General features: G+C 66.8%; 19 protein-coding genes. 11 read left to right on the top strand and 8 right to left on the bottom strand.

The window, feature by feature from the left end; all coding sequences use genetic code 11:
* The first annotated feature begins 16 nt into the window (after nt 1-16).
* Both MFF26_RS04900 and MFF26_RS04895 read left to right on the top strand, forming a co-directional pair.
* Nucleotides 17-475: a hypothetical protein gene (locus MFF26_RS04900; RefSeq protein WP_137829070.1), complete on the top strand. Its 459-nt coding sequence runs from the start codon at nt 17-19 to the stop codon at nt 473-475.
* Between the two features lie 363 nt (nt 476-838).
* Entirely contained in the window at nt 839-1,192 is a 354-nt protein-coding gene (locus MFF26_RS04895) for a hypothetical protein (RefSeq protein ID WP_137829069.1), read from the top strand.
* A gap of 266 nt (nt 1,193-1,458) precedes the next feature.
* Here the strand turns inward: MFF26_RS04895 and MFF26_RS04890 are convergent, their stop codons facing one another.
* Nucleotides 1,459-1,644 carry a hypothetical protein gene (locus tag MFF26_RS04890; protein WP_137829068.1) on the bottom strand — a complete coding sequence of 62 codons (186 nt, stop codon included), beginning with the start codon at nt 1,642-1,644 and terminating at the stop codon, nt 1,459-1,461.
* Between the two features lie 287 nt (nt 1,645-1,931).
* Between MFF26_RS04890 and parE the strand changes: the two genes are divergently transcribed.
* Together parE and MFF26_RS04880 are read left to right on the top strand one after the other, a co-directional pair.
* Nucleotides 1,932-3,995 carry a DNA topoisomerase IV subunit B gene (gene parE, locus MFF26_RS04885; RefSeq protein ID WP_137829067.1) on the top strand — a complete coding sequence of 688 codons (2,064 nt, stop codon included), beginning with the start codon at nt 1,932-1,934 and terminating at the stop codon, nt 3,993-3,995.
* 299 nt (nt 3,996-4,294) lie between these two features.
* Nucleotides 4,295-5,590, top strand: coding sequence for an LLM class flavin-dependent oxidoreductase (locus MFF26_RS04880; protein WP_238307715.1), 1,296 nt, complete (start codon nt 4,295-4,297; stop codon nt 5,588-5,590).
* Between the two features lie 7 nt (nt 5,591-5,597).
* On the opposite strand, the gene MFF26_RS04875 is transcribed toward MFF26_RS04880, so the two are convergent.
* Together MFF26_RS04875 and MFF26_RS04870 are read right to left on the bottom strand one after the other, a co-directional pair.
* Nucleotides 5,598-5,921 (bottom strand): hypothetical protein, encoded by a 324-nt coding sequence (locus MFF26_RS04875; protein WP_137829065.1) that lies wholly within the window; start codon nt 5,919-5,921, stop codon nt 5,598-5,600.
* A gap of 70 nt (nt 5,922-5,991) precedes the next feature.
* A complete protein-coding gene (locus MFF26_RS04870) occupies nt 5,992-6,234 on the bottom strand; it encodes a hypothetical protein (protein WP_137829064.1) in 243 nt (80 codons plus the stop codon).
* A gap of 353 nt (nt 6,235-6,587) precedes the next feature.
* Here MFF26_RS04870 and MFF26_RS04865 point away from each other — a divergent pair, with 353 nt between their 5' ends.
* From MFF26_RS04865 to MFF26_RS04845, 5 genes are all read left to right on the top strand, one after another.
* Entirely contained in the window at nt 6,588-6,797 is a 210-nt protein-coding gene (locus MFF26_RS04865) for a hypothetical protein (protein WP_137829063.1), read from the top strand.
* Nucleotides 6,798-6,816: 19 nt separating this feature from the next.
* A complete protein-coding gene (locus MFF26_RS04860) occupies nt 6,817-7,119 on the top strand; it encodes a hypothetical protein (protein WP_137829062.1) in 303 nt (100 codons plus the stop codon).
* 142 nt (nt 7,120-7,261) lie between these two features.
* On the top strand, nt 7,262-9,151 hold the full coding sequence (locus MFF26_RS04855; protein WP_137829061.1) for a tetratricopeptide repeat protein: 1,890 nt from the start codon (nt 7,262-7,264) through the stop codon (nt 9,149-9,151).
* Between the two features lie 703 nt (nt 9,152-9,854).
* Nucleotides 9,855-10,187, top strand: coding sequence for a GCG_CRPN prefix-to-repeats domain-containing protein (locus MFF26_RS04850; protein ID WP_137829060.1), 333 nt, complete (start codon nt 9,855-9,857; stop codon nt 10,185-10,187).
* A gap of 120 nt (nt 10,188-10,307) precedes the next feature.
* Complete coding sequence (locus MFF26_RS04845) at nt 10,308-11,183, top strand: 4-(cytidine 5'-diphospho)-2-C-methyl-D-erythritol kinase (RefSeq protein ID WP_137829059.1); 876 nt, start codon at nt 10,308-10,310, stop codon at nt 11,181-11,183.
* A gap of 84 nt (nt 11,184-11,267) precedes the next feature.
* Here MFF26_RS04845 and MFF26_RS04840 read toward each other — a convergent pair whose 3' ends face one another.
* The 4 genes from MFF26_RS04840 to MFF26_RS04825 form a co-directional block, all read right to left on the bottom strand.
* On the bottom strand, nt 11,268-11,444 hold the full coding sequence (locus MFF26_RS04840; RefSeq protein WP_171015450.1) for a hypothetical protein: 177 nt from the start codon (nt 11,442-11,444) through the stop codon (nt 11,268-11,270).
* Nucleotides 11,445-11,674: 230 nt separating this feature from the next.
* Entirely contained in the window at nt 11,675-12,154 is a 480-nt protein-coding gene (locus MFF26_RS04835; protein WP_238307671.1) for a hypothetical protein, read from the bottom strand.
* Nucleotides 12,141-12,497, bottom strand: coding sequence for a rod-binding protein (locus MFF26_RS04830; protein WP_137829057.1), 357 nt, complete (start codon nt 12,495-12,497; stop codon nt 12,141-12,143). The genes MFF26_RS04835 and MFF26_RS04830 overlap by 14 nt, the downstream gene beginning before the upstream one ends.
* Before the next feature lie 26 nt (nt 12,498-12,523).
* Entirely contained in the window at nt 12,524-13,651 is a 1,128-nt protein-coding gene (locus MFF26_RS04825; RefSeq protein ID WP_137829056.1) for a flagellar basal body P-ring protein FlgI, read from the bottom strand.
* 231 nt (nt 13,652-13,882) lie between these two features.
* Here MFF26_RS04825 and MFF26_RS04820 point away from each other — a divergent pair, with 231 nt between their 5' ends.
* The gene (locus MFF26_RS04820; RefSeq protein ID WP_137829055.1) at nt 13,883-14,317 is read left to right on the top strand and encodes a flagellar assembly protein FliX; all 435 of its coding nucleotides are present in this window, start codon (nt 13,883-13,885) and stop codon (nt 14,315-14,317) included.
* 39 nt (nt 14,318-14,356) lie between these two features.
* Here MFF26_RS04820 and MFF26_RS04815 read toward each other — a convergent pair whose 3' ends face one another.
* Nucleotides 14,357-14,683 carry a GCG_CRPN prefix-to-repeats domain-containing protein gene (locus MFF26_RS04815; RefSeq protein ID WP_137829054.1) on the bottom strand — a complete coding sequence of 109 codons (327 nt, stop codon included), beginning with the start codon at nt 14,681-14,683 and terminating at the stop codon, nt 14,357-14,359.
* Between the two features lie 203 nt (nt 14,684-14,886).
* On the opposite strand from MFF26_RS04815, the gene MFF26_RS04810 reads away from it, so the two are divergent.
* Nucleotides 14,887-16,260, top strand: coding sequence for an MBOAT family O-acyltransferase (locus tag MFF26_RS04810; protein ID WP_137829053.1), 1,374 nt, complete (start codon nt 14,887-14,889; stop codon nt 16,258-16,260).
* Nucleotides 16,261-16,262 lie beyond the last annotated feature (2 nt).

The following is a 16,262-nucleotide window of genomic DNA, read 5'->3' as shown; positions in this document are numbered from 1 at the left end:
CCTCGCACGAGCCGTCATGACGACACGCATCCTTCTCGCCGCCCTAGGTTTCGCCGTGCTGTCCGGGCCGGCTCTTGCGGAGGATGGGCCGCCCCGGCTCGACGTCGAATCCACCTGCAAGTCGGCTCAGCGGGCGCAGGTGAGCATCAGCGAGAATGCGAGCCTCGATGGCTGCCTCCGCTCCGAACGCGGCGCCCATGACGAGTTGAAGAAGAACTGGGGCAAGTTCCCCGAAGCCGCCAAGACTCAGTGCTCACAACAATTCAAGGCGGGCGGATCGCCCTCCTATGTCGAGCTGGTGACCTGCCTCGAGCTCGCGAGCGGTACCGTGCCGTCGCAGGGCAAGGATCAAGGTGCGGAGAGTGCCGTCGGTGGCGGCCGCGCGCCTGTCGAGGGACGTAGCGGCACGGGGCTGACCCGAGAGCCCTCGCCCGCCCAGCGCACGAACCCGATCGATGTGCTGAAGGATAAGTAAGGCTTCCGTCGCGAGCGTCGCTGCGTCGCCGTCACGGTTCACACGATCGAACCGGGACTGTTCGTCGCCCTGCCCACGGCCCCCGCGACCGAGCCGATGCGGCGGGAGCCTGTCGCTGAGCCGCATCGGCTTAACCTCCTGCAATGAGCAGAATGACTTGGACCGGCGTGCTCACCGTAAGGGGGGCGCGGAGCCTCTGTTGTCGCGAAAAACGACCCACAACGTCCAGGCGAGAGCAGTTAATTCCTCTCAACTTATATAATTATGCGGGAGAAGGTTACCGAACCTTTACCACGATAGGCAACCCAAAGCATTCGCATGCAACTTGGTGTTATAATGCGCATTGCATGAACACGAATAGCCATGGGAGCTTCGATCGTGACGTCGAACAATTTCCCTGAAACGGTGGTTGTCTGGCTCGATCCGCAACGTCCGGATTTCGGCGTGAAACTCGTCGACAACGTGCCCGACGCCTTGTCGGCCCTGCATCGCCATGGGCTCGAGGAAGCCCTGCACGGGCCGCAATCGCAACTCTGGAAATCGGCGGCCGGCGCCTTGGTCAAAGCCGATGTCGAGCCGAACTCGAACAATCTCCGGTCGGCCTACGAGACGTTTCTGCGGCTGGTGAAACGCGCCGCGCCAGTCCCGACGAATATCAGGCTGAGGACATCACCCCGCGGACTGCGCGAGAAGGTCGAGGCCTTCTTCGTCATCTAGGGGTCGGTCGGGCAGGACCGAAGGATAGCGCTCGGTCCTGCTTGCCAAATGGCGTTGATGACCCTTCTCGGTCGAACCATCAATGGCGTCTCAAGCCATCGTCCAACGGATCCAGACACGCCTTCCGGGACCAATGACGGGTCGCAGCGCAAGGTCTGTTCGACCCGAAGACCTTCCGACGACCACAGGCAGGGCCAAAGCGGCGCTCGGAACAAACCGCCTCGTTTCGTCCCGCCCCTCACTTTAGGACTACGCGGGTAAAGACCTTAGACGAAGTAGCTGAAGGTCGCCGCCAGAGCCGTCGCAACGGTCGCCAGCGCGATGCTCGACGAGGCGGAGAGGAGATATCGCGGCGCCACCGGCTCGATGTCTTCCGCGTAGCCGAAGGCCTGACCGGCCACCCGTTCCAGGCGCGCGAGGGAGAGGTGGCGGGCCTGCGCAGCAGCGGTCATCGGCGGATCTCCCAATGGTCAAGCTGACGTTTCCGGGACAACGTGCGCCAACGCACATCGGTTCCCTCCGGCCCCGAAGGCACTCCTTAACCATCCCCTTGCATCACTGTCGTGACAGGATCCGGCCTACGATGGGCGGTCCCACGAATTGAACGGGCCGCCGACGGCATGCGATGCTGCGGCGCCGGAGGGCCGACAGGACGCTTTTTGTTTCCTGTTTGTTCCTGTATCAAGAAGGTATGAAGAGCCATGCAGCCCGTCTCCGTCCCGACTCGAGGAGTCGTCGCGTGAGCGATCCGGCGCGCGATCTGTTCGGTCCGGGTGCGAAGCCTCCGTCCGAGGCCAAGCCGGTGCGCGCGGAAGCGGAGCGCCGTCGCCTCGCGGCGGTGCCGACAGCCGTGCCGGAGACGGCGGAGGCCGGCTACGACGCGTCGGCGATCGAGGTCCTGGAAGGTCTGGAGCCGGTCCGGCGCCGGCCCGGCATGTATATCGGCGGCACCGATGAGCGGGCTCTGCACCACCTCTTCGCCGAGGTGATCGACAATTCGATGGACGAGGCCGTCGCGGGCCATGCGAGCTTCATCGAGGTCGAGCTTGAAGAGACCGGGTCTCTCGTCATCACCGACAATGGCCGCGGCATCCCGGTCGATCCGCATCCGAAATTCCCGGGCAAATCCGCGCTCGAGGTCATCATGACCACGCTGCACGCGGGCGGAAAGTTCGATTCGAAGGTCTACGAGACCTCCGGCGGCCTGCACGGCGTCGGCATCTCGGTGGTCAACGCGCTGTCCGACGTTCTGGAGGTCGAAGTCGCCCGCAATCAGACCCTCTACCGCCAGACCTTCTCGCGCGGTCACGCGCAGGGTTCGCTGGAGACGGTCGGGCGCGTGCAGAACCGGCGCGGCACGCGGGTGCGCTTCCATCCCGACGCGCAGATCTTCGGCTCGCTGAAATTCGACCCGCGGCGCCTGTTCAAGATGGCCCGCTCCAAGGCCTATCTCTTCGGCGGCGTCGAGATCCGCTGGCGCTGCGCGCCCTCTCTCCTCGAAGGCATGGAAGATGTTCCGGCGGAGGCCGTACATCGCTTCCCCGGCGGCCTGTCTGATTATCTCGCCCGCGACATCGAGGGGAAAGAGCTCGTCCTCGACGCGATGTTCTCCGGCAAGGTGACGAAGCCCGGCTCCCACGGCTCGCTCGAATGGGCGGTGGCCTGGACGGTGGCCGATGACGGCGTCTCGCATTCCTACTGCAACACCATCCCGACGCCGGAGGGCGGCACCCACGAATCGGGCCTGCGCGTCGCGCTGCTGCGCGGCCTGCGCGAGCATGCCGAGCGGGTGAATCAGGCCAAGCGCATGACGGCGGTGACCACCGACGACGTGATGGCGACCTGTGCCTCCATGCTGTCGGTCTTCATCCGCGAGCCGGAATTCCAGGGACAGACCAAGGACAAGCTCGCCACGGTGGAGGCTTCCCGCATCGTCGAGACGGCGGTGCGCGACGCCTTCGATCACTGGCTCGCCGCTTCGCCGGCCCAGGCCAATAAGCTGCTCGACTGGGTGATCGACCGGGCCGAAGAGCGCCTGCGCCGCCGCCAGGAGAAGGAGGTCGCCCGCAAATCCGCCACGCGCAAGCTGCGGCTTCCCGGCAAGCTCGCCGATTGCTCGGCGGCCGGCACTGCGGGGTCCGAGATCTTCATCGTCGAGGGCGACTCGGCCGGCGGCTCGGCCAAGCAGGCGCGCGACCGCGCCACGCAGGCCGTGCTCCCCCTGCGGGGCAAGATCCTGAACGTAGCCTCGGCCAGCCGCGACAAGCTCGGCGCCAACCAGCTCATCTCGGACCTGACGCTGGCGCTGGGCTGCGGCACCGGCGCGAATTTTCGCGAGGGCGACCTTCGCTACGACAAGGTCATCATCATGACCGACGCGGACGTGGACGGCGCCCACATCGCCTCGCTCCTGATCACCTTCTTCTATCGGCAGATGCCCAAGCTCATCGACAAGGGCCACCTGTATCTGGCGATCCCGCCGCTCTATCGGATCAGCCAGGGCGCCAAATCGGCCTATGCCCGCGACGATGCCGACAAGGAGCGGGTCATCAAGACCGTGTTCAAGAACGGCAAGGTCGAGATCGGCCGCTTCAAAGGTCTCGGCGAGATGATGCCGGCGCAGTTGAAGGAGACCACGATGGACCCGCGCAAGCGCACGCTCCTGCGCGTCGCGGTGCTCGACGAGGCGCGGGAATCGACCGGGGACACCGTGGAACGGCTGATGGGCAACAAGCCGGAAGCGCGCTTCGCGTTCATCACGGAGCGTGCGGCCTTCGCCGATGGGGCCGAGTTGGACATCTGATTGGGAGAGGGACCTCATCGTCTTGAGGGACGAGTTCCACGAACGGGTAAGCGTCTGGGAGAACTTCCCCGAAGTGCTGCGGAAAGCATTGCTGACGCCGGCAGGCTGACGTCGCGAACGCGGCGGTTCTCCCGGATCACGGTGCAGTCAATCGGGTCCGGCTCGGCCTACCTGTCCCCATCCGCGAGTCCGACGATGCGGCGATGGGCGATCCACGCCATATCGTGCGGGGCGACAGGCTCGAGCCGGAGGCAGGCATGGGGAACGCGACCAGCAAAAAACTCCACCTCGGCGCGTTCATGCGCCCCATCGGCATTCACACCGCGTGGTGGCGCTATCCGGGCGGCTTTCCGGATGCGAACTTCAATCTCGATCACCTCGTACGCTTCATCCGCACGCTGGAGGCGGCGAAGTTCGACGCTTTCTTCATGGCCGATCATCTGGCGGTGATGAACATGCCGATGGAGGCGCTCAAGCGCTCGGCCACCGTCACCTCGTTCGATCCGCTGACCCTGCTTCCGGCGCTCGCCATGGTGACGGAACGGATCGGGCTGATCGCCACCGCCTCGACCACCTATAACGAGCCCTATCACGTCGCCCGAAAATTCGCCTCGCTCGACCACATCTCCAAGGGTCGGGCGGCCTGGAATCTCGTCACGTCGGGCAATCCCGACGAGGCCCTGAATTTCGGGCGCGACGCCCATCTCGACCACGCCACCCGCTATGCGCGGGCCCGCGAGTTCTACGAAGTCGTCACCGGACTCTGGGATTCCTGGGCGGACGATGCCTTCGTGCGCGATGTCGAAGCCGGTCTGTTCTTCGATCCCGACAAGCTGCACACCCTGAACCACAGGGGGGAGTTCTTGAAGGTGAAGGGCCCGCTGAACGTGGCTCGGCCGGTCCAGGGTTGGCCGGTGATCGTGCAGGCGGGCGCTTCGGAGGCGGGCCGGCAGATCGCGGCGGAGACCGCCGAGGTGGTGTTCGGCTCATCCTCGACGCTCGAGGCCGGCCAAAGGTTCTATGCCGACGTGAAGGGCCGGATGCGGGCGGCGGGCCGCGACCCGGACGCCCTGAAGATCCTGCCCGGTGCCTTCGTGGTGGTCGGTGGCACCGAGGAGGAGGCGAAGGCGAAGAAGGCGCGGCTCGACGCCCTGGTGCCGGTCGAAAGCGGCCTCGCCAATCTCTCGGTCCGGCTCGGCACCGACGCCTCGGGTTTCGAGCTCGACGCGCCGCTGCCGGAGATTCCGGAATCGAACGCCAGCAAGAGCGGGCAGGCGCAGATCGTCGACTATGCCCGCCGTACCGGCGCGACCGTCCGCGAACTCGCGCAGAAGGTCGGCGGCTATAGCGGGCTGACCTTCGTCGGCACGCCGGAGCAGATCGCCGACCGGATGGCCGAATGGCTTCACGGCGAGGGCTGCGACGGCTTCAACGTCATGTTCCCCTTCGTGCCCGAGGGACTCGACGATGTCTGCCGCGGGGTCGTGCCCGAATTGCAGCGCCGCGGCCTCTTCCGCACCGAGTATGAAGGCACGACGCTGCGTGACCATCTCGGGCTGAAGCGGCCGGGCAACCGCTACTTCGAGAAAGGCTGAAGCGGACTCAGCGCCGGTTGGTCAGCCCGTAGATCGCGAAGCCCGCCAGCGCCGCGATGCCCAGCGCCAGAAGCGGTTGGCTGCCGACCCGGTCGGCGGCGGCCCAGCCGCTGTGCTTGGCGCGCTCGACCAACGCGGTGCCCTTCAGCAGGCGGGCGGCGCGCGCCCGGTTCTCCTCGCGGATCGGCAGACGGACGACGAAGCCGTCGCCGTCGCGGAAGATGTCGATGCTGTTGCGGGCAAAGCCCGCCCGCACGAGGCGGTTCTTGGCCGCGTGGGCGGATTCGCGGGTGGCGAAGTCGGCCTCAATGCCGACGGTATCATGGGACATGGTTCCTCCTCGACGGGTCGTTGATCGGGAGGAGGAATCCAGCTCTCGTCGCGTGGGTTCCGGATCGCGTTCAGGCTGCGGCGTCCGCCTCGCAGGCATCGACGCGCACGGCCCCGTCCGCGGTGAGCGAGCAGATCACTGCGGTACCGTCATCGAGGGCGAAGGCATGAAACAGCCGCCGCTCCAATTCTTCCAGGCCATCGCCGGGAAGATCTGCGATCTCGCCCCGCGCCCGCTCTTCGAGATCTGGCAAGACACCACGACTCTCGCCGAGTTCCTGGGCTGATCTCGTCAGGATGACGTCGAAAGACATGTCGCCTCCTCGCAACGACCCCGTCCGGAGGCGCGGAAGACAGGCCTCTGTTGCGACTTTTTTGGGGCAGAACGCGGACGGGCCTTGAGCGCACCCCTTGCCGGTCGCGGCCTCTGAGCGTTTTGAGATGCCGACGTCGGGATTTCGATGCCCCCAGGTCCCGGCGCAACCGAGCCGGGGCATCGTTCCTAGGCTTCCGGCGGACATCCCATCGGCGGGACGACGCGTGCGCGTCCGCGTGCGACTGTGACGCAGCCGGATCACGGGATTTTTCGGGAGCGTCGGGCCGCCGGGCCGTTCTAACTTCCGAGCCCGATCGCTGCCGGTCGGACCCCATCGGAGGCCGGACCCGCATGAACCCGATCCTCGTCGTTGCCCTCGTCTGCGCTTCCACGGTTCAGGTGCCCGATTGCTCGCGCGAGACGGCGCTGGACGTGATCGTCGGCCCGGCGCACACCCTTCAGGAATGCCTGATCCAAGGGCCGGTTCTCGCTGCCAGTGCAGGGCATACCGAAACCGACTCCAAGACCTACGTGAAGACGCGCTGCGAGCAGCGCCGCTGAGGCGAAACGGGGATCCACGATGGCCGAAAACGACGAGGGAGCGGTCGATCCGGCCCGCGCGGTGGAGATGCGCTTGCGCGCCCGCCTCGCGGTGGTGGAACGCGCGGCATGGTTCGGTTTCGTCGCTGCGATGCGGGCGGACCCGGCCGGAACCGAAGCCGCCATCGAGTCCGAGCGCGCCCGCTGCCGTGAGGGTTTCGGGGGCGGCGCCTGGGCCAAGGATCTCACGAATGCGGAGCGGGCGCTGCTCGGCTCCGAGGTCGATGCCGGCCTTGCGGGGCTCGTCGAGGACGCCAAGGCGGAGATCGCGGGGGATTCTTGAACGGCCAAAACGCCTCTCCCCCGCGCCATCCTTTCGCCTTGCGGTCATGGCGGAAGGAGTTCAGTGTCCCCCGCCGAACCGGTGCCGGTCGACAAGAGGGGCAACCCTCGCGCGGCGCCGCATGGAGCCGCGTCTGGTGATCATGAACGGAACCACCGCCCGCCGGAGCGCTGCCGCGCTCGCCCTGATGCTCTTGGGCTCCGTGGCCGGCACTCTGCCGGCCGCCGCGCTGCAGCCGCGGGAATCCTCGCCGATCTCCGAATACGAGCCGGCGGAATCGCTGGAGGGCAACTTCCTCTCCGCCTATATCGCCGGCGCCTCGAAGGACACCGCCGCCGCGGCCAGCTTTTACCGTGAGGCGGTGAAGGGTGATCCGCGCAACGCCGAACTCCTGGAGCGCGCCTTCGTCTCGCTCCTGGCCGACGGCGCCATGACCGACGCGTTCCGCGCCGCCGAGCGGCTCGCGACCCGCGAAGGCTCGAACGGGCTTGCCCAGCTGGCGCTGGGTGTGCGTCAGCTGAAAGCCGGGCAGTACGGACCTGCGCGTCAGAGCTTCGCCCGCAGCGGCAAGGGTGCCGCCGCCGACCTGACCGCCACGCTCCTGACTGCCTGGGCCTATGCCGGCGCGGGTGACGGCAAGCGCGCCAACGAAACGCTGAACCGCCTGCGCGGCGAGCGCTACTTCAACGTCTTCCGCGACTACCATGCCGGGCTGATCGCAGCCCTCGTGGGCGATAAGGCCGAGGCGGAGCGCAAGTTGAAAGCGGCCTTCGACGCCGATCAGAGCACCCTGCGCATCGTCGATGCCTATGCGCGCTTCGAGGCGGGTATCGGCCGCACCGATCTCGCGATCGACGCCTATAGCCAGTTCGAGAAGACGATGCCGCGTCACCCGATGGTGGTGGATGCGTTGGACAAGCTCAAGGCCGGCAAGCCGTTGCCGCCGCTGATCGCCTCGGCGCAGGAAGGTGCGGCGGAGGTGCTGTACGGCCTCGGCTCCGCCGGCTCGACGCAGGGCGACGAACTGCCCGCCGTCGTCTATCTTCGCTTGGCCCTTTACCTCGCCCCCGAGCACGCGGTCGCGCGCCTGACGCTCGCCGACACTCTCGATCGGATGAAGCAGACCGAGCGGTCGAACGAGGCCTACGCCCAGATCCCGGCGAGCTCCCCGCTCAAGCTCAATGCCGATATCCAGATCGGCCTCAACCTCGAGCAGATGGGCCGGGGCGACGAGGCACTCGAGCATCTCAACACCGTGCTCAAGGCCAACCCCGACAACATCGACGTCATCTCCGCCGTCGGCAACGTGCAGCGCTCGCGCAAGAAGTTCGCCGAAGCTGCCGAGACCTATACCCGCGCGATCAAGCTGATCCCGGCGGGCGTCGAGGCCAATCACTGGACGCTGTTCTACTTCCGCGGCACCGCCTACGAGCGGGCCGGCAAGTGGAACGAGGCGGAGGCCGACCTGAAGAAGGCCCTGACCCTGCTCCCCCCGACCCAGCCCAACGCCAAGGCGCAGGTTCTCAATTACCTCGCCTATTCCTGGGTCGATCGGAACATGAACATCGACGAAAGCTTCAAGATGCTGAAGCAGGCCGTCGATCTCTCGCCCCGCGACGGCATGATCATCGACTCGCTCGGCTGGGCCTATTTCCGCCTCGGCCGCTGGGACGACGCGGTGCGCGAGCTGGAGAAGGCCGTCGAGCTGAAGCCCGGCGATCCGACCATCAACGACCATCTCGGCGATGCGTATTGGCGCACCGGGCGGCGGCTGGAGGGAAAGTTCCAGTGGCAGCATGCCAAGGACCTCAATCCCGAGCCGGATGATCTCGAAAAGATCAACGCGAAGCTCAAGGATGGCCTGCCCGAGCCGGACAAGCCGACCGCCACCGCCGAGAACCCGCCCGCCCCGGCGGAACAAGTCCCCGCACCCGTGGCCGCCCCGCACAATCCGGCGAACCCGGAACTGCCCAAGGGGGCTCCCGCGCCGGGGGATGCGCCGGGCTCGGCCGATAAGAAGCCGGGCGGTTAGGACCGTCTTCGGACGGACATCCTGCAAGCGCAGCGACGGACTCAGGCGCGCGCATCCGGAATTCGGGTGCGCGGCTAGGCGATATCGGTTCTCGCAAGAGAGCGTGTGGTGGTCCGTGGACCGCCTCTAGGCTTTCCCCGCTATTCCCGTCCAAAGCGGGAGATCCGGCCGGCCGTCCGGGGTCGGCCGACAGTATATCCCAACTCAGACCCTTTCTTCCGCGCAGCGCCTTGACTGTGGCGGGTGTCGAGCCATGGCTCAGGTCCGTACCGACGAATGCCCGCATTCCTCCCCCCGGATCGCTCCCGAGGGTCGATCACCCAGGCCGCAGGGATGTCGGGCCTATCCGCACGACGGTGCGCGCCATTCTCTGCCACTCGGACGGCCGCTGGAAGCACTTGACCGGCGCGATGCCGCGCCCGAACACGCCATTGCGCGAAGTCTCACAAAACAAGATCGGGCTGGTTTGACGAGAACAATGGGCCTTGGGACGGCGGCGCATGGATCACGACCGCGAGTCCCGAGATCTCACCATATCTTGATCCGACTCAAGCGACTCAGACATAGACCAGCAACAGAACGCGATCGGCACTTCACGACTCGCTGTATTGTTCCGGCCGGAATATTAAACTTTCGTAATCCAGCAACGATCGCTTTCTCGACGTCGTTCCGGAGCGTCACCCATGACCGAAGGAGGACAATCATGCGATTGAAGCTTGCCGCGGCAACGCTGCTCACCCTCGGCACCATCGCCGCCACGGCGACGACCGCCGAAGCCCGCGACGGGTGCGGACCCGGTTTCCACCGCGGCTGGTCCGGTTGGTGCAAGCCGAACTGGCGGCCCTACGCCTACCGTCCGGTCTATTACGCCCGCCCGGTCGTGTACGGCTACGGCTATGGTTGGCGGCGCCCTTGGGGTTACCGCCATGTCGGCTGGGGCCGTCCGTGGGGGTATCGCCATGTCGGCTGGCATCGCCCCTGGGGCCATCACGGCGGCTGGGGCTGGCACCGCGCGGGCTGGCATCACCGCTGGTGACGGAACGGCTTCGGCGTGGGTCACGCACCCGCGCCGGGCCCTTCGCACGAGCGACGGCTTGCCCGCACCGCCCGTCACCCCTAAGGCAGGCGTCATCGTCTTCCGTCCGGCCGAGAGCCCGTGTCCCGCCTTACCACCCGTGCTCCGGCCAAGATCAACCTGACTCTGCACGTGCTCGGCCGTCGGCCCGAGGACGGCTACCACGTGCTCGAAAGTCTCGTGGCCTTCGCCGATGTTGCGGACACTCTCTCGCTCGATCCTGGACCAGGTCTGACCCTCGACATCTCTGGTCCGACCGCCGGACCGGCGGGACCCCTCGACGACAATCTCGTCTTGCGTGCCGCCCGCCATCTCCTGGCCGGCCTACCGGATCTGACGGCCGGGGCCTTCCATCTGCACAAGGAATTGCCGGTGGCAGCCGGTATTGGAGGCGGCTCCTCGGACGCCGCTGCAGCCCTGCGGTTGCTGGCGGAACGGAACGGCCTGCCTTTGGACCACCCCGCAATCATGGCGGCGGCGCGGGCCACGGGTGCCGATGTACCGGTTTGCCTCGATCCGCGCGCCCGAATGATGACGGGCGCGGGCGAAGCCGTCGGCCCTGTCCTCAATCTTGCCGCCCTCCCTGCGGTTCTGGTCAATCCCGGCGTTCCCGTCGCGACCGCACCGGTCTTCAAAGCTCTCGGGCTGGCGATCGGCCAATCTCTGGACGGGGAAAAACATCCCTCCATCGCCGCCGGTCTCGATGCCGACAGCGTGCTCGCGGCCATCACCCCGGCCCGCAACGATCTCGAAAAGCCGGCCCTCACCGTGGCCCCTGTCGTCGGGGACGCTCTGGAACTGTTGCGGGCTCAGCCCGGCTGCCGCCTGGCCCGGATGTCGGGCTCGGGCGCGACGGTGTTCGCTCTGTTCACCGATGGGGAATGCGCCGAGACGGCGACGCGTGCGGTGCGTTCCGCACAACCGGGTTGGTGGGTCGAGCCGACCCACCTCGCGTAACGCAGTCCGCGTCTCGTCGTTCGGCTCGCCTGATCGTCTCGGACGATGGATGCGAGAGACCGATCGCTCTGATGGGACGAACCGTCAGTGTTCCGTGCCCGGCCGGTTCGGGCGCGGTGCTTCTCCGTGAGCCTGGGTGAAGCTCGAGCGTTGCGGATCCTTCTTGGACTGGGCGACCCGGCCCCGCTGCCAGACCGCGAACCCCGCGACCGCGACGATCGTGAAAACGGCGAGCAATGGAATCAGCACGTCGTTGGACATGGGCGCTACCTCCGAAGATTGTGTTCGGGGGCAAGCGATACAGATGGCGAAGGTTCCGCAGGCTTGGCAGCCGCAACAAGATACAATGTGTTCAGATTTCGCTACCGCACGCTGCGTGATATCGGGCACAAGCGATCGCCGAGGTTTGGTTTGTCGCACCCAGCCCTTCGCCCAAGGGTGGTCGATCCGCGATCATCGAAGTATCGGTCATGCGAGCGACCCGCCCCGGGTCACAGGCTGCGTGAGAGGATCAGCGGTCCGCTGTTGGCGCCAGCCCGGCCATAGGGCGAGGGACTGTGCGAGGGGCGACCATAGACGGTGGGCGTGTGGGCTTTCCCGACTTCTTCGGCGAGCGCCTTGATGAGCTCTTCGGACACGGTGCGGGCGGTGGCCAGAACCTGCTGATTGGTCTCCAGCACGGCCGCGAAGCGTCGCTGAGCCGTCTTCAGCGCCTCCAATCCTTCCGGTGCGAAACGGGCCAGCGCGATGGCATTGGCCTTCGCGGTCTCCAGCCCGGTCGTGTAGGCGGCGGCCAGGTCCGCCTTGGCGGCGGCGCCCGTCATTGCCTCGGCGATGCGCCCGGCACGCACGCCGTCGCTCTCACGGCCAAGCGCCGATTCGAGCTCGCTCATCACGGCGAGCAGGTTCTGGACGAAGGCCTGCGCTCCGGCACGGTCGCTGAGGCGGAGGGGGGTCTCACTTGCCGCCACGACCGGCCTCCTGCATCCGCATCATCTCGGAATAGACTTGGTTGCTGATCCCGACGCCACCGCTCTTCACGATGGCATTGGCGTATTCCTTGGTCAGCATCGAGCGCCAGACCCCGCCGCCCGAGCCGTTCTCGCCAAGGGGGCCTTCCGTGCCCTCGCTCTGTGTGAGACGTTCCAGGCTATCCTCCAGGAACATCTTCTCGAAATCGTCGGCGGTCTTGCGAGCTTTGACCGCCGCCTTGGACGTGTCCATCGTGTCGGTGTCGGTCTTCGACAGCGATTGCAGCAGGTTCTTGCCCACACCGACGGCCGCCGAGGCCGCGAAGGTCGCGAGGGGGAACATGACTTCGGTCCTCCGAAATGTCGGGGTCACATCAGTTCGATATCGGCCTGGAGCGCGCCGGCGGTCTTGATCGCCTGAAGGATCGAGATCAGGTCGCGGGGGCCGACGCCGAGGGCATTGAGGCCGTCCACCAGTTCGCGCAGGGTCACGCCTTCCTTCACCAGGGCCAGCTTGTTGCCGTCACCCGTATCGACCTTCACGCCGGTCCGTGGCACCACCGCCGTCTGTCCGTTCGAGAGCGGGCCGGGCTGGCTCACCATTGGCTGCTCGGTGATCGTGACCGTGAGGTTGCCCTGGGCGATGGCCACGGTGGAGACCCGCACGTCGCGGCCCATCACGATGATGCCGGAGCGCTCGTCCACCACCACGCGGGCGGTCTGGTCCGGTTCGACCCTCAACTGCTCCACCTCGGTGATGAGGCGGATCATGTTGCCGCGATACTTGGCGGGAATCTGAAGGGTGATGGTGGCCGGATCGATCGGCTCGGCGGTGTCGGCCCCCATGAAATCGTTGATGGCCGCAGCGATCCGCTTCGATGTGGTGAAGTCCGGGTTTCGCAGCGACAGGCGGAGCGTGCGCGCCTCATTAAGCTTGAACGCCATTTCGCGCTCGATCAGGGCTCCGTTGGAGATGCGCCCATTGGTCGGCACGCCGCGGGTGATCTTGGCGGCCTCGCCTTCCGCGGAGAAGCCCGCAATGGCGACCGAGCCCTGGGCCAGGGCGTAGACCTCTCCGTCGGCCCCGAGCAACGGCGTCACCAACAGGGTCCCGCCCTGCAGGGATTTCGCGTCACCCAGGGAGGACACCGTCACATCGATATGGGTGCCCTGGGTCGCGAAAGGCGGAAGGCTCGCGGTCACCATCACGGCGGCGAGGTTCTGCGTGCGCATCGTGGCGCCGCGGGTGTTGACGCCCAGGCGCTCCAGCATCGCCTGCAGGGATTGCTTGGTGAAGGGTATGTTGTTGAGCGTATCGCCGGTGCCGTTGAGGCCCACGACGATGCCGTAGCCGACGAGCTGGTTCGCGCGCACACCCTCGATGGAAGCAAGGTCCTTGACCCGCGACAGGGCCAAGGCTCCTCCAGGAATGGCCGTGAGCAGGCAGGCCAGAACGGCCAGCAGGCGGAACGGCAGGAGGCGCTTCGGGAGCGGCATCGGAGGGACTTCGACCGGGTTCGGCGTCATGCCCTCTGCACAGCCAGGATCATGCCAGCCGGAACCTCGCACTAAGCTGTTGTTCGATTTGATTTATTTCAGAGCGACGCGACGGCAGCACCACTCCAGGACCGGGCGGCTTTCTGCCGGGGCGGCAGGAACTGCCGGGACGTTTACCGGCGCTTAACCGTGGCGGCCGATTCTCGCCCCTCTTTTTCAAGGGCCGGATTGATGCGCGTCGACCCACGCTTTGCCGCCGCCGCCGCGGGCTCCGTGTCGGGCTCGCGCCGCGCCACCGCGCCGGGCGGCTTCACGGCGGGAGAGACCGAACCGCAACGCGCGAGCACGGCCGGCACGGCGCAGACCGGCATGCTCGCCGGACTCGACGCGATCCTGACGCTTCAGGGGCAGGATGGTTCTGATACCCCGCAGGAGCGCCGTCGTCGCTCGGTGCAACGCGGTCACGACCTCCTCGACGGGCTCGATCGGCTCAAGGCGGCGCTGATCGGCGGCAGGGTGGCAACGTCGGATCTGCGTGCCATTGCCGGGCGCCTCGCGGAGCGGACTCCCGAGAGCGGCGATCCGCGCCTCGATGGGCTCCTGGCCGAGATCGAAGTGCGGGCGGCGGTGGAACTCGCCAAGCTGGATATGGCGCGGAGCGCCTGAGGGCGGCACCCGGCCGAGGGACCGGATGCCGCCATCGTCTCAATAATAGTCAGGGCGCGGACGGTAGAACGGCCGCGGGCCGTCATAGTCGTAGGGCCGGTAGACCGGCCGGGGGCGATAATAGCCGTAGGGCCCGCCATAGACCGGGCGCCCCCAATACGGCCGAGGGCCGTACAGGTTCGGGCGGCAGATGCCCCAGGGGTTCGGATGGAAACCGGGACCGCAGCCCCCGGCCGTGCGCTCCACCAACGCCCCCTCCCCGGCGCCGAGCGGCGCGGGGGTAAGCGGTAGGGCCTGGGCGCTTCCCGCCCATCCGAGGCTGCCGGCGACCACCGCAGCCAATGCGAACGCCTTCGCGTGCATCATCGTACGATATCCTCTCCGTTCGGGCCGCTCGGCCCGCTCGTACAGCAAGGCTTAGAACGGGCAAGGTGAACGGTGGCTGACGTGATCGGGATCGACCCGGAAGTCGTCGCCACCATTGACGGTCCCGTAGCGATCCATGACAACGCGGCGCCCGTGAGCGGACACACCGGTCTCGCCAGGAGAGACGATCTCACCCGCCCGCGATGCTGTTCAATTCCTTCGTTTTCCTTCTGGCTTTTCTACCCGCGGCATTCCTGCTGCACGCGGCCATCGAGCGCTACCGGCCCGCGCTGCGGCTGCCCCTGCTGCTCGGCCTCTCCCTCGTGTTCTACGGCTGGTGGGACTGGCGCTTCCTGCCGCTGCTCGGCGCTTCCATCACGCTCAATTGGCTGATCGCGCGCATTCTGGCGAAGCGGCCGTATCCCTGGCTGTTCCCGGCCGCCATCGCTGCCAATCTCGCTCTTCTCGCCGCCTTCAAATATCTAGGATTTTTCGCCGATGTGGCCGCTCTGATCCCCGGCCTCAGCCCACCGCATCTCGATCTGGTGCTGCCGCTCGGAATCTCGTTCTTCACCTTCCACCACATCATGTACCTGACCGACCTGAGGGCGGGGCGCGCGCCCTGCCTCGGGTTCACCAAATACGCGCTCTACATCGCCTTCTTCCCGCAAGTTCTCGCCGGCCCGCTCGTGCGCTGGAGCGAGATCGTGCATCAGTTCGACGAGCGTCCTTACCAGCGGCCCGACGCCGCCGAGCGGATCGGGCGCGGTCTGATGCTGCTCACCGTTGGGCTCGCCAAGAAGGTTCTCCTGGGTGATCCGCTGGCGGCGATGGTCAACCCGGTGTTCCAGGCCGCCGCCGACGGCGCGGCGGTGACGACGGCGCAGGCGTGGCAGGCGACGCTCGGCTTCGGCCTTCAGATCTATTTCGACTTCTCCGGCTATACTGACATGGCGCTCGGTATCGCGCTCCTGTTCGGCGTGGTGTTGCCGCAGAATTTCGACGTTCCGTATCGCGCGGGCTCCCTGCGCGATTTCTGGCGTCGCTGGCACATGACGCTCTCGCGCTTCCTGCGCGACTATCTCTACATCCCCCTCGGTGGGAACCGCCGCGGCCTCGCGATGCAAGTCGGCGCCCTGTTCACCACCATGACGCTCGGCGGCCTGTGGCATGGCGCGGGACTGACCTTCGTCGCCTGGGGCGCCGCGCACGGCATCGGCCTTGGCGCGGGCGTCCTGTGGCGGCGCGCGGGATGGCCGATGCCGATCCTGCTCGGCTGGGCGCTCACGACCCTGTTCGTCATGCTGACCTGGGTGCTGTTCCGCGCGACCTCGTTTACGGCGGCGGGGGCGATCTATGCGGGGCTCTTCGGCCTCGGCGAGCTCGGCTCGGGCTTCAAATGGCGCACGCTTCTGATGGCCGCCGCAGTCGCGACCCTGGGTCCGAGCGCCTGGGCCGCCGTACACCGGCTTTCGCCGCGCCGCCGGCTCGCCGCCCTCTTCGCCGTCCTGTTCGTCGTCGTCCTTCTCAAGATCGGGGACGACGCGAACTACGAGTTCATCTACTTCCGGTTCTGATC

This window comes from Methylorubrum suomiense, assembly GCF_022179765.1.
In the GTDB taxonomy this organism is placed as follows: domain Bacteria; phylum Pseudomonadota; class Alphaproteobacteria; order Rhizobiales; family Beijerinckiaceae; genus Methylobacterium; species Methylobacterium suomiense.
This window is presented reverse-complemented; position numbering and strand designations above follow the sequence as displayed.